General features: G+C 61.3%; 12 protein-coding genes and 1 rRNA gene. 3 read left to right on the top strand and 10 right to left on the bottom strand.

Going from position 1 to position 13,218, the window contains the following annotated elements; genetic code table 11:
• Window positions 1-72: 72 nt before the first annotated feature.
• From NCCP436_RS15960 to NCCP436_RS15950, 3 genes are all read left to right on the top strand, one after another.
• Window positions 73-1,002 carry a hydrogen peroxide-inducible genes activator gene (locus NCCP436_RS15960; RefSeq protein ID WP_220804958.1) on the top strand — a complete coding sequence of 310 codons (930 nt, stop codon included), beginning with the start codon at window positions 73-75 and terminating at the stop codon, window positions 1,000-1,002.
• A gap of 8 nt (window positions 1,003-1,010) precedes the next feature.
• On the top strand, window positions 1,011-3,086 hold the full coding sequence (recG, locus tag NCCP436_RS15955) for an ATP-dependent DNA helicase RecG (RefSeq protein ID WP_220804957.1): 2,076 nt from the start codon (window positions 1,011-1,013) through the stop codon (window positions 3,084-3,086).
• Between the two features lie 90 nt (window positions 3,087-3,176).
• Window positions 3,177-4,583 (top strand): HDOD domain-containing protein, encoded by a 1,407-nt coding sequence (locus tag NCCP436_RS15950; protein WP_220804956.1) that lies wholly within the window; start codon window positions 3,177-3,179, stop codon window positions 4,581-4,583.
• On the opposite strand, the gene NCCP436_RS15945 is transcribed toward NCCP436_RS15950, so the two are convergent.
• From NCCP436_RS15945 to rrf, 10 genes are all read right to left on the bottom strand, one after another.
• Window positions 4,577-5,341 carry a hypothetical protein gene (locus NCCP436_RS15945; protein ID WP_220804955.1) on the bottom strand — a complete coding sequence of 255 codons (765 nt, stop codon included), beginning with the start codon at window positions 5,339-5,341 and terminating at the stop codon, window positions 4,577-4,579. The two genes, NCCP436_RS15950 and NCCP436_RS15945, sit on opposite strands and share 7 nt — an antisense overlap.
• An 80-nt stretch (window positions 5,342-5,421) precedes the next feature.
• A complete protein-coding gene (locus NCCP436_RS15940) occupies window positions 5,422-5,817 on the bottom strand; it encodes a helicase (RefSeq protein WP_220804954.1) in 396 nt (131 codons plus the stop codon).
• A gap of 191 nt (window positions 5,818-6,008) precedes the next feature.
• Window positions 6,009-6,281: an HU family DNA-binding protein gene (locus tag NCCP436_RS15935; RefSeq protein WP_220804953.1), complete on the bottom strand. Its 273-nt coding sequence runs from the start codon at window positions 6,279-6,281 to the stop codon at window positions 6,009-6,011.
• Window positions 6,282-6,472: 191 nt separating this feature from the next.
• On the bottom strand, window positions 6,473-7,621 hold the full coding sequence (locus NCCP436_RS15930) for an NAD(P)/FAD-dependent oxidoreductase (protein ID WP_220804952.1): 1,149 nt from the start codon (window positions 7,619-7,621) through the stop codon (window positions 6,473-6,475).
• Between the two features lie 156 nt (window positions 7,622-7,777).
• Window positions 7,778-9,118 carry a hemolysin family protein gene (locus NCCP436_RS15925; RefSeq protein WP_220804951.1) on the bottom strand — a complete coding sequence of 447 codons (1,341 nt, stop codon included), beginning with the start codon at window positions 9,116-9,118 and terminating at the stop codon, window positions 7,778-7,780.
• Window positions 9,119-9,188: 70 nt separating this feature from the next.
• Complete coding sequence (gene phoR / locus NCCP436_RS15920; protein WP_220804950.1) at window positions 9,189-10,505, bottom strand: phosphate regulon sensor histidine kinase PhoR; 1,317 nt, start codon at window positions 10,503-10,505, stop codon at window positions 9,189-9,191.
• A gap of 39 nt (window positions 10,506-10,544) precedes the next feature.
• A complete protein-coding gene (gene phoB / locus NCCP436_RS15915; protein ID WP_220804994.1) occupies window positions 10,545-11,234 on the bottom strand; it encodes a phosphate regulon transcriptional regulator PhoB in 690 nt (229 codons plus the stop codon).
• An 83-nt stretch (window positions 11,235-11,317) separates the two neighbouring features.
• On the bottom strand, window positions 11,318-12,211 hold the full coding sequence (gene ubiA / locus NCCP436_RS15910) for a 4-hydroxybenzoate octaprenyltransferase (protein WP_220804949.1): 894 nt from the start codon (window positions 12,209-12,211) through the stop codon (window positions 11,318-11,320).
• Between the two features lie 75 nt (window positions 12,212-12,286).
• A complete protein-coding gene (locus NCCP436_RS15905) occupies window positions 12,287-12,856 on the bottom strand; it encodes a chorismate lyase (protein ID WP_220804948.1) in 570 nt (189 codons plus the stop codon).
• Between the two features lie 246 nt (window positions 12,857-13,102).
• Window positions 13,103-13,218 (bottom strand): 5S ribosomal RNA (gene rrf / locus NCCP436_RS15900).

Raw genomic sequence — 13,218 nt, 5'->3', positions numbered from 1 at the left:
CAGACTGGCGAAGGGTGCTTGGTTCCATTGACTACACCCGCTATGCTTGTGGCGGTTCAATGGATAAAGACTATGACTCTCACCGAACTGCGCTACATCGTCACCCTCGCTCAGGAACAGCATTTCGGCCGGGCAGCCGAGCGCTGTCACGTCAGCCAGCCGACCCTATCGGTCGGCGTAAAGAAGCTGGAAGACGAGCTTGGGGTGCTGATTTTCGAGCGCAGCAAGAGCGCGGTACGCCTTACCCCGGTTGGAGAAGGCATCGTCACCCAGGCACAGAAGGTGCTGGAGCAGGCGCAGGGTATCCGCGAGCTGGCCCAGGCCGGCAAGAACCAGCTGGCCTCGCCACTGAAGATCGGCGCCATCTACACCGTCGGCCCCTATCTGTTTCCGCATCTGATTCCGCAGCTGCACCGGGTCGCACCGGACATGCCGCTGTATATCGAGGAAAACTTCACCCACGTCCTACGCGACAAACTGCGCACTGGCGAGCTGGACGCGATCATCATCGCTCTGCCGTTCCAGGAGGCCGACGTGCTGACCAAGCCTCTGTACGACGAGCCGTTCTACGCGCTGCTGCCGGCCGGACACCCCTGGGCATCGATGGAGACCATCGACACCAAGCTGCTCAATGACAAGAGCCTGCTATTGCTGGGTGAAGGCCACTGCTTCCGCGATCAGGTGCTGGAAGCCTGTCCAACCCTGCGCAAAGGCGGTGATGATCACGGCAAGCACACCACAGTGGAATCCAGCTCACTGGAAACCATCCGCCACATGGTGGCTTCAGGCCTTGGCGTATCCATCCTGCCGTTCTCTGCAGTGGACAGCCATCACTACGCACCTGGCGTGATCGAAGTGCGTCCACTCAGCGCACCCGTGCCTTTCCGCACCGTGGCCATCGCCTGGCGCGCCAGTTTTCCCCGGCCCAACGCCATCGAGGTGCTGGCCGACTCCATTCGCCTGTGTTCGGTGGCTCGCTCGCAGGCCAAGGGCAGCGCCTGAGGGCAACCGTGAGCGAACTCGCCACTATCCCGCTTACCACGCTCAAGGGCGTGGGGGCGGCCATGGCCGAGAAGCTGGCGCGGGTCGGCCTGGAAAACCTGCAGGATGTTCTCTTCCACCTGCCACTGCGCTATCAGGATCGCACCCGCATCACCCCCATCGGCGCACTGCGTCCCGGGCAGGATGCGGTGGTTGAAGGCATCGTTGCCGGAGCCGACGTGGTCATGGGCCGTCGGCGCAGCCTGCTGGTGCGCCTGCAGGATGGCAGCGGCACCCTGAGCCTGCGCTTCTTCCACTTCAGCCAGGCACAAAAGGAAGGTCTCAAGCGCGGCACGGCACTGCGCTGCTACGGCGAGGTGCGTCCGGGTGCCACCGGGCTGGAGATCTACCACCCCGAGTACCGTGCGCAAAGTGTCACGGAGCCGGCGCCTGTGGAGCAGAGTCTGACGCCCATCTACCCGACCACCGAAGGCCTCACCCAGCAGCGCCTGCGCCAGCTCAGCCAGCAGGCACTGGCGCGTCTCGGCCCGCACAGCCTGCCAGACTGGCTGCCACAGGAACTGGCCCGAGACTACCGCCTGGCACCACTGGATCAGGCGATCCGCTATCTACACCGGCCACCACCGGACGCCAATCTCGAAGAACTCGCTGAGGGCCGCCACTGGGCCCAGCACCGCCTCGCCTTCGAGGAGCTGCTGACACATCAGTTGTCGCTGCAGCGTCTGCGCGAGCAGGTACGTGCCCAACAGGCGCCGGTTCTGCCGCCAGCGAAGAAACTGCCGCAACAGTATCTGCAAAACCTCGGTTTTGTCCCCACCGGCGCGCAACAGCGGGTCGCCGCCGAAATCGCTTATGACCTGTCCCAGGCAGAGCCCATGCTGCGCTTGGTGCAGGGCGACGTTGGCGCCGGCAAGACAGTAGTCGCCGCACTGGCCGCACTGCAGGCGCTGGAAGCCGGCTATCAGGTTGCGCTGATGGCACCCACCGAAATTCTCGCCGAACAGCACTTTCTCAACTTCAGCAAATGGCTGCAACCACTCGACATCGAAGTAGCCTGGCTGGCTGGCAAGCTCAAGGGCAAGGCTCGCGCAGCGGCACTGGAGCAGATTGCCGGCGGCTGCCAGATGGTGGTCGGCACCCATGCGCTGTTTCAGGATGAGGTGAAATTCAAGCGCCTGGCTCTGGTGATCATCGACGAACAGCACCGCTTCGGCGTGCAGCAGCGCCTGGCTCTGCGTCAGAAAGGCATCGACGGCCGCCTCTGCCCGCACCAATTGATCATGACGGCCACGCCAATCCCGCGCACCCTGGCCATGAGCGCCTACGCTGATCTGGACACCTCGATCCTCGACGAGCTGCCGCCCGGGCGCACACCGGTGACTACCCTGGTGATCGCCGACAGCCGCCGCCTCGAAGTGATCGAACGGGTACGCAACGCCTGCCTGCAAGGCCGCCAGGCCTACTGGGTATGCACTTTGATCGAGGAATCCGAGGAGCTCACCTGTCAGGCCGCCGAGACCAGCTTCGAAGAGCTTTGCGTCGCGCTTGGAGAACTTCGGGTTGGACTTATCCACGGTCGAATGAAGCCGGCGGAGAAGGCCGCAGTAATGGACGAATTCAAGCGCGGCGAGCTGCAGCTGCTGGTGGCCACCACCGTCATCGAAGTCGGCGTCGACGTGCCCAATGCCAGCCTGATGATCATCGAGAACCCCGAGCGCCTCGGCCTGGCCCAGTTGCACCAGTTGCGCGGCCGAGTCGGCCGGGGCAGCGCCGTCAGCCACTGCGTACTGCTCTACCATGCGCCGCTGTCGCAGCTGGGACGCGAGCGCCTGGCAATCATGCGCGAGACCAGCGACGGCTTCGTCATTGCAGAAAAGGATCTAGAGCTGCGCGGCCCAGGCGAGATGCTCGGCACCCGACAGACTGGCCTGCTGCAGTTCAAGGTGGCGGATCTAATGCGCGATGCCGACCTGCTACCTGCCGTACGTGATGCCGCACAGCGATTGCTGGAACACTGGCCACAACATGTGGCTCCATTACTGGAACGCTGGTTGCGCCATGGCCAGCAATACGGTCAGGTATGATTTCTCTCACAGGGCAATCCGCCCCACCAAACGCCGATTCTCTGTCTGCTGGTTATACTCGAGGCAGATGCGCCAACGCCGGGTACCCATATGATTGATGCTGCCTTAGTGCCGAACACCAACCTGCAACCGCCGGCCGTGATCGTGCAACTGCTGGAGAAACTCGCGATTCCCTTCCAGGTCTGCCTGGAGCAGGCGGATCTACCGGACAATGCACGGCTGCAGGCCGTGTTACTGGAAGATGCGGTAGGTGCCCTGCTGGTACTTTTCCCACGCGACCACATGCTGGATCTTTCGAGCCTGAGCGAACTGACCGGGCGCCAGCTGGTGGCCGTCAGACCGGAGCGCATGGAGCGCATGCTGGCCAAACACAACCTGTCACTACTGCCAGGCCTGCCGCCGCTAACCAGCTCGCCTTGCCTCTATGAAGAGCGCCTGCTGTACCCCCCCGCCCTGCTGGTGGAGTCCGGACAACCGGGTGTCCTGCTGGAAATCCCCGTCGAAGCCTTCCGCAGCCTGCTGAGCAAGGCCAGCGCTGCGCGGTTCGGCCAGCCGGTCAGCTCCATCCGGCCGAACCTCGACCGTCCGGACGACGACCGCGCCGAGATCACTCAGGCGGTTCGAGCCTTCACCGCACGCCGGATCCAGCAACGCCTGGAGGAAACCATCGAGATTCCGCCACTGGCCAAGACCGCACAGCGGATCATCAAGCTGCGTGTGGATCCGGACGCCACTCTGGACGACATCACTGGCGTAGTGGAAACCGATCCGGCACTGGCAGCCCAGGTGGTCAGCTGGGCCGCCTCACCCTACTATGCCGCACCAGGCAAGATCCGCTCGGTGGAAGACGCAATCGTCCGCGTGCTGGGCTTCGACCTGGTGATCAACCTCGCCCTCGGCCTGGCCCTGGGCAAGACCCTCAGCCTGCCCAAGGACAATCCGCAGCACGCCACACCCTACTGGCAGCAGGCCATCTACACTGCTGCCGTGATTGAAGGGCTGACCCGTGCCATGCCACGGGCACAGCGCCCGGAGACCGGGCTGACCTACCTGGCCGGGCTGTTGCACAACTTCGGCTATCTGGTGCTGGCCCATGTCTTCCCGCCGCACTTTTCGCTGATCTGCCGACACCTGGAGGTCAATCCGCATCTGCCACACAGTTATGTCGAACAGCACCTGCTGGGCATCACCCGCGAGCAGATTGGTGCCTGGCTGATGCGTCATTGGGACATGCCGGAGGAAATTTCCTGTGCCCTACGCTTTCAGCAGGATCCCGGGTTCTCCGGCGAACATGCGGTGTTCCCCAACCTGGTGTGCCTGGCAGTCAGCCTGCTGCGCAATCACGGTATCGGTGCCGGCCCCCAGAGTGAGATCGATGACGAGCAGTTCGATGCCCTGGGCCTGACCCGGGAGAAGGCCGAGGAGGCGCTAAACCGGGTGCTTAGCGCGGAAGTCGCGCTGCGCGAACTGGCCTCGCAATTCCACGGCTCTCACTGAGGCGTCGGGCGCGCACTGGTTGCAGTACGTAACCGCTCACGACGCTCACCGAACAGCAAAGGCACAGCTTCAAGGCTGGCGCCAAGCAACTGACTGACACTGGGGTGTTCGTACAGCGCGGCATATTCTGTCAACTGATCGCTGGGCATCTGCCGGTAGGCATAAAGCATGAACGACTCGACGCCTTGGGCGCTGGACTCGCGCAGCGCCCGCGCCTGCTCCTGGGTACGGGTCTGCAGTTCAGCCTCGTCGAGATCCTCACCCTGCGCCAGCAACACCAGCAGCGCCTGGGTCTTGCCCACTTCGTAGCGCAGCAGGCTGGCCAGCTCGGTGGTGAGCGCCGCCGCATCCAGCCGCCGCACCAACTCCAGGCGCACACCGCGTGGAGGCTGCTGGCTGAGCCTCTGGCGGTATTCGCTCAGCCCCCGCGGATCCTCGCCCACTGCCCGCTCCGCTGCCGTGAAGCGTCGAGCCAGTGGACTATCAAGAAGACTGTGCACCTGTTCCACTGCAGCGGAATCGACCGACCCGCTCACCCGACGGGCCAGATCTAGGCACAACTCCTCCGGGACGAACAGGGGCGCCAGCTGTTGTTGCTCGACCGTCTCCAGTCCACGCTGCAGCAACGGCAGGCTCTGCTCACAGAGCAGATACACACCAGCCAGCTCGAACAGCGGCAGCAAGGCTTGTGGCGGAACCGGTTCGGCACGCACCGGAACCATCAGCAAGGACAGCAGGGGCAACAGAGCGAAGCGCATGGCCTGGTTTTCCGTAAGGCACATCACCAGCCTAGCCAAAGCCGTAGCAACGGGCCAGCAGCCATGGTGCAGAAGCGATCTCAGGCCGCCTTTTTCGTGCTCTCGGTATTCTTTTTCGGCGCCAGATACTTGGTCAGTCCCTGAAACCACATGACCAGCGCCGGATTGCCCTGAATCTGGATGTCCTTGTTCTGGATGCCCTGCATAAAGGCCAATTGCTTGTTCTTCGCCGTCATGGTAGCAAAGCCGTAGACCGCATCGCGAAAACCGATGGCAAAAGCCGGCTCGCTGGCCGGCCCACGACGGCTGCTGACACGCTGACCGGAAACAATGAAGTGCCGCGCCACCTTGCCGTCGAGGGTGTACAGCTGAAACACCAGATCGCGCCCTTCGAGCTGCTGGCGGAATGCGGCGTTATCACGACTGGCCTTGGCCATCAGGCGGCCCAGCATCCACAGAAGAAAACGAAATTTCATGCACGGCCCCTCAGAATCGAAGATGATGGGCGCACATTGTAGTGCTTTTTCCTCACGACTACATCCGCTTCACCCCACCGAAATGGCGTCAGGGAAGCGAAGAAAAATGCATCGGAAAAGACAGGTACGAACAAGCCGCGGCAAATCGCCCGGCAGGAAACCCGGAGCCGGGCGGCTCCGGGCAGGCGGGCTCAGTTAACTGCGTCCTTCAGGGATTTGCCCGGTTTGAAGGCAACGGTATTGCTGGCCTTGATCTTCACCGGCTGACCGGTTTGCGGATTTTTCCCCGTCCGCGCGCCACGGTGGCGCTGAACAAAGGTGCCGAAGCCAACGAGAGTCACGCTGTCCTTGCGGTTCAGTGCGGCGGTGATTTCTTCCAATATGGCGTTGAGTACACGATTGGCCTGATCCTTGGTCAGATCGGCCTTTTCGGCGATGGCGGCGGCAAGTTCCGGTTTACGCATACATGGATGCCTCTTTGACGGTTTTTTGTTGTTGTGTCCGTGCTGTTCTTCCAGAACAGCGCCCAAGGCGCCGCAACAGCTCTGCGCTGCGGCAGACCCAGGGAGGATGGCATGACGTTCGACGCGACGCCAGCCTCACCCGACAGTTTGATGGGACAATTTCGCGGCGTATCCGACAGAACGACCGCCGATCATGCCAGCACGGCAGGCAACTCCCGGTTGAGCGCCAGTCTGTCCTGCACTGCCGCCCCAGTCAGGGCATATCCCAGCAGAGCACCGGACTCGTCCCGACACAGCGCCCGGATGTTCTCACCGGCTCCCTCCACCGTCCATTCACCGTGACGAGCGCGTGGCGGCGGGGAGACCACCAGCGGACAGGCGGGAGTTTTCACCGTGACCGGCATGGGGCCGTAGGCGACCGCCATCGGTTCACCAGCCAGGGTGCGTGCCAGAGCCCGTGCGCAGGCCATCAGCGGCATCACATAGAGCAAATTGAGGCCGTCCACCTCGGCGCAATCACCGAGCGCGTATATGTTGTCGTGGGAAGTGCGCAGCTGGCGATCCACCACTATCCCACGATTAACCTCAAGGCCTGCCGCTGCAGCTAGAGCGATACGTGGGCGCAGACCGACTGCCGAAAGTACTGCATCGCACTCGATCATTTGGCCATCGGACAACCTGCCCAGCAAGGCGTCCCCCGCATGATCCAGGCTGGCCAGCATCGGCCCAAGATAAAAGCGCACGCCGATCCCCTGCAAACCGGCCTGTACAGCCGTGGCGGCCGACGGGGGCAATAGTCCGGGCATCACCTGCTCACAGGGGGCCACCACATCCACTTCGTAGCCACCGGCACGCAGGTCGTTGGCAAACTCACAGCCGATAAGTCCGGCGCCGAGTATCAATACCCGGCGCTTGCCAGTCAGTGCAGCGCGCAAGCGCGCGTAGTCCTCCAGATCATTGAGCGGGAAGATCGAGTCCTGAGCATCACCCGCCACCGGCACGCGAATCGGCTCAGCCCCCCAGGCCAGGATCAGATCGCGATAATTCACCACCTCCTCGCCAATCCACACTCGCCGCTGTCGCGGGTCGATACCGGTTACGGATGTGTGAGTACGGATCTCCGCCACGAGCTGCTCGGCCATGGCACCGGCTTCGCTCATCACCAGCCCCTCGGCGTCCTTGTTCTTGGCGAAGCCGGTGGACAGCATCGGCTTGGAATAGAAGCGGCCGTCATCGGCACTGATCAGCAGCAGCGGCGTCTGCGTATCGAGCTTGCGCCACTCCCTGGCCAGGTTATAGCCGGCCAGGCCAGTTCCGATGATCACGACGGGGGCACTCATGCGTTCATTCCTCACAACAAAACTCTGCGGCACTACACTGGCTGCCACTACCGGAAGAAGCACACCCTACTGGATCAGTTCACGCCTGGCCAGCCGGCACCCGCACTACTCTTCTAAAGCGTCCCACAGCCCTGTTCCCGGTATACGGTTACTGTCCTATCCGAGGCGGAGCACCTTGGCCAGCACCACCTTGGGGCCCTTCATTTTCTTGACGATAATGCGCAACCCCTCGGTTTCCAGCACCTCATCCTCCTCCGGCATACGCTTGAGGCTGTCATAGATCAATCCGGCCAGTGTCTCCGCCTCGATGTGATCCAAATCGACACCAAGCAGACGCTCGACCTTGGCCAGCGGCGTATCCCCCCGCACCAGCAGCTTGCCCGGCTGGTAGGCAAGGATGCCGCGCTCGGCCTTGCGGTGCTCATCCTGAATGTCGCCAACCAGCGCCTCCAGCACATCCTCCATGGTCAGGTAACCGATCACCTTGCCGTCGGCCTCCTCGACCACCGCGAAGTGCGCACTACCCTGGCGGAAACGTTCGAGCAACTGGGTCAGCGGCATGTGTCGGTTGACTCGCTCCAGCGGGTGCATCAGCTCATCCAGCTCAACGGACTGCGGCCGCGTATCCAGACGCGACAGATGCAGCAGCAAATCCTTGATATGCAGCACCCCGATAAATTCGCCAAGGTCTTCATCGAAGATTGGGTAGCGGCTGTATTTGTGTCGCCGCAGTACCTCAAACACCTCGTCAAGGCTTGCGCCAAGCTCGATGAACACCAGATCCTCACGCGAGTTGGCCCAGTCCACCACCTCCAGCTCACTCAGCTCCACGGCCGAGGCGAGTACACGCATGTCCTGATCCTCGCTGGAACTGGCGCGACTGGAATGCAGGATCAGCTTCAGTTCCTCGCGACTGTAGTGATGTTCGTGGTGAGATCCCGGCTCGCCCTGCCCGGCAATACGCAGGATGGCGTTGGCACTGGCATTGAGCACGAAGATGGCCGGATACATCAGCCAGTAGAAGGCATATAGCGGTACCGCCGTCCACAGCGAAAGCATTTCCGGCTTGCGAATCGCCCAGGACTTGGGTGCCAGCTCGCCAATGACAATATGCAGATAGGAAATGATCGAGAACGCGGTAAAGAAGGCAATGCCATGAATCACCTGTGGCGACTCGATGCCCAGCGCGTAGAGCAAGGGAGTCAACAACTCGGCGAAAGCCGGCTCACCGACCCACCCAAGGCCCAGTGAGGCCAGGGTAATACCCAGCTGACAGGCCGACAGATAGGCATCCATCTGATTGTGAACGGTGCGCAGTATGCGCCCACGCCAGCCGTGCGCCTCCGCCAGGGCTTCGACCTTGGTGGCACGCAGACGAACGATGGCAAACTCGGCGGCGACGAAGAAGCCGTTGAGCACGACCAGGAAAAGGGCAAACAGCAGCAGACCGAGATCGGCCCATAGCGTGGAGACGGAAAGACTGGTAGACGGATCCATGAACGTAGGTAAAGGCCAATGACCGTCCTAGGTTGGAGGCAGTACACAACGATTGCAAGCAAAGGCAGCTTCAATGCCTGTCAGGCACCACCTGCGCAGAGGCAAAATGACAGCTGAAGATGCTGCCGCGTCCGACCTCGCTGACAACCCTCAACTGACCACGGTGGCGCAACAATACGTGCTTGACGATTGCCAATCCCAGCCCGGTGCCACCGGTGGTGCTGGCCCGACTCGAATCAACCCGGTAGAAACGCTCGGTAAGACGCGGCAGGTGCTTGGCCTCGATACCGATACCGGTATCTTCGACCAGCAGTTGCGCGCCATCTTCGTCGGTTCGCCAGCAGATACGAATTTCACCACCCGCCGGGGTGTACTTCACGGCATTGAACACCAGGTTGGAAAAGGCACTGCGCAGCTCACCCTCGCTTCCCTTCAGACACAGCAACGGATCGGCATCCAGCTCAATCCGATGCTGCCCGGCCGATAGGGCCTGCGCATCATGCACGACCACCTGCAACAGGCGGTGAACAGCAACCGGCTGGTTGTCAGAGGGATAATCGGTAGCCTCCAGCCTGGCCAGCAGCAACAGATCATTCAGTAACGCCTGCATCCGCGTACTCTGCTGCTGCATCTGCTGCAATGCCCGCTGCCAACGCGGATTGACCTCCTCGACATTGTCCAGCAGCGTCTCCAGATAGCCACTGATCACCGTCAACGGCGTACGCAGCTCGTGTGAAACATTGGCCACGAAGTCCTTACGCATCTGCTCCAACTGGTGCAGCCGCGTCACATCACGTACCAGCAACAGGTGCTCCTGATTGCCGTAGCGGGTAACGTACACCTGCAAGCGCAGGCGATCATTTAGTGGCGAAGGGATTTCCAGCGCGTCGGCATACTGTCCACGCTCGAAGTAATCCTTGAAGCGGGGATTTCGCACTAGGTTGGTGATGGGCTGACCACTGTCCTGTGGTGTCTTCAGACCGAGCAGGGTCTCCGCAGCGCGGTTCCACCACTCCAGATTGCCCTGGCTATCGAGCATCACCACTGCATCCTTGAGCGCCGCGGTAGACTCCTGAACACGGTCGATCACTGCCTGCAGGCGCCCACGCGCCTTCTGGTTGCGCCGCTGCAGATGGTAGATGCTGTCGAATACCTCCCCCCAGAGGCCGTAACCATCAGGCGGCGGCTCATCCGGACGATGCTCAAGCAACCATTTGTGCAAACGCAGCAATTGGCTAAGCGTCCAGCCGAGGTGAAGCGCAAGCCCTGCCGCCATGGCCCAGCCATACTCTCCGGTGATAAAGCCGAGCAGTAGGCAGCCAGCTATCAGCAGCAACATTCGGCGCACCATGGCGCCACGCCAATCCTGATTCAAGATGAGGCGCATCCTTGTGGGACAACGGGCCAGCCAGACACTAGCTCAGGCTCAGCCCTTGGTGGAGAAACGATAGCCGGTGCCACGCACGGTCTGCACCAGATTCTCGTAGTCACTACCCAGCGCCTTGCGCAAACGCCGGATATGCACGTCGACAGTACGTTCTTCGACATAGACGTTGCCGCCCCAGACCTGGTCAAGCAACTGACTGCGGGTGTAGGCACGTTCCTGGTGAGTCATGAAGAACTGCAACAGGCGGTATTCGGTCGGCCCCATCTCCGCCGGCTGACCGTTGATGGTAACGCGATGGCTGAGCGGATCGAGCACCAGCCCGCCAATCTCGATTGGAGTCTCGTTGTCACCAGCCCCTGCACGTCGCAGCACCGCCTTCAGGCGGGCCACCAGCTCACGAGGCGAGAAGGGCTTGGTAATGTAGTCATCGGCGCCCACTTCCAAACCCTGAATCTTATTGTCCTCCTCGCCTTTGGCCGTGAGCATAATGATCGGGATGTCCCCGGTCAGCTCATCGCGTTTCAGCCGTCGGGCAAGCTCAATGCCTGTGGTGCCAGGCAACATCCAGTCGAGCAGGATCAGACTGGGCTTGCGGTCGACGATGGCGGCATGAGCCTGCTGGGCATTCTCAGCCTCCAGGCAGACGTAACCGGCCATTTCCAGCGCCACCGCAATCATCTCGCGAATCGGCGCCTCGTCGTCAACGATCAGGATGTTCTTGCCAACCATGGGGTTGAGCCTCATTCATAAAACTGTCGTAACCAGCATTAGATAACGAAAATATTGCAGCGGTATGACAGCTATAGGGCGCATCAGGCGCCTAGCGCATAGTCCAAGGCAATGCCAAGGAAAATCGCCAGACCGGCCCAGTGGTTGTGCAGGAATGCTCGAAAACAAACCAGCGGCTCGCGTCGGCGCGTTACCCAGAACTCCCAGATAAAGCAGCCAGCAGCAACCAACAGGCCGAGATGAAAGTACAGGCCAAGATCGAAGCGGGCACCGGCCAGCAGCAGACACAGCAGCGACAGCCCCTGCAATACGAGGATGATCAGACGGTCGGCCTCGCCAAACAGAATGGCGGTGGACTTCACCCCGATCTTCAGGTCGTCCTCACGATCTGCCATAGCGTAATAGGTGTCATAGGCCACGGTCCAAAGCAGGTTAGCGATGTACAGCAACCAAGCCTCCGGTGGCAGACCACCAGTCTCGGCAGTGAAGGCCATCGGCATACCCCAGGAGAAAGCCGCACCAAGTACTACCTGTGGATAGAAGGTGTAGCGCTTCATGAATGGGTAGCAGGCCGCCAGAGCGAGCCCACCGAAGGACAGCCATAGGGTAGTGCTGTTGGTAAACAGCACCAGCACGAAGCTCAGTGCCACCAGCACGGCAAACAGCAGCAACGCTTCTCGTGGCGTTACCCGACCGCTGGCCAGCGGACGTTCACGGGTGCGACTGACATGACCATCGAAGTTACGGTCGGCATAATCGTTGATCACACAACCGGCCGCACGCATCAGAATCACTCCGCTCACGAAGATGAACAGATTCTTCAGGCTCGGCATGCCTTCAGCTGCTACCCAGAGCGCCCAAAGCGTAGGCCACAGCAACAGATAGATGCCGATGGGCTTTTCCAGGCGCATCAGCTGGATAAAGTCCCAGGCGCGTGGATGCAGGCGGTTAATCGATTGCAGCAGGCGGGTATACATATGGCGTCTCCGAACCGGTTGAGCCGATTATACGGAGCCTGGCGCCCTCGAGGCATTGGGCACCATCGTAAAGCCCTATGGGGTAGCGCCGATCACCGTCCAGAACTCCGGCAAAAACACCTCGGTCACCAGCACACCGAGACTGGCACGGCTGAAGCATGAGCGCCGGCCCCAGAGCCTTGACTGACGCACCTCAGGAGGCAGCCAGTCCGCGGGATAGTGGCAGACCTGCAACTGGCCACGCTCGAAAGCGCGATCGCTGAACAGCAACTCGCCCAGCGAGCGACTGCCCAACTCGGCCAAGTTGAGGCCGGATCCCTCCAGAGCAGCTCGTGTAGCTACGCTACGGGCAAATACCCAAGGCTGACCGTGGCCACGCAGATATACCTCTCGCACCCAGCCCTGGCAAGACTCGCTCACCCCCAGAGCGGCACATTCATCCCCGCGCAGCAATTGCCAGCCTTCGTACAGCGGGGTGACGGAGAAAGCGCCAACAGACAGCGCCGTCAGGCGGCGGGTCAGTGAATCCTCATTGAACAACCACTCGCAAACATCCTCGACTGGCAAAGGCTGAAGCTGCGCAGCAGTCAGCCAGCAGGGCGAATCGGTGGAACCAGCATGCGGCACGAGAAAGTCACCACGCATTTAAAGCGCACAAGTCTAACACGCCGGGCCATCACTCAACCGTCCGACGTACATAGCATGCGCCTTCGACTCCAAGAGTTCTTTGGCTGCATCAGAACTGCATTGGATCGCTTCGACGATCAGGGCCCAGAGAGTTGGCGGCGGCGCGCCATCGGGGCTCGACAAGCGGTTTGACGCCCCGCCGCATTTTTTGCGCAGACAGAAGAACGCCCAGTCTGCGTTAGCAAACTGGGCGTTCGTATAGGAGCTTGACGATGACCTACTCTCACATGGTGAAGCACCACACTACCATCGGCGATGCGTCGTTTCACTTCTGAGTTCGGGATGGGATCAGGTGGTTCCAACGCTCTATGGTCGTCAAG

Source organism: Pseudomonas sp. NCCP-436 (assembly GCF_019656335.1).
In the GTDB taxonomy this organism is placed as follows: domain Bacteria; phylum Pseudomonadota; class Gammaproteobacteria; order Pseudomonadales; family Pseudomonadaceae; genus Aquipseudomonas.
This window is presented reverse-complemented; position numbering and strand designations above follow the sequence as displayed.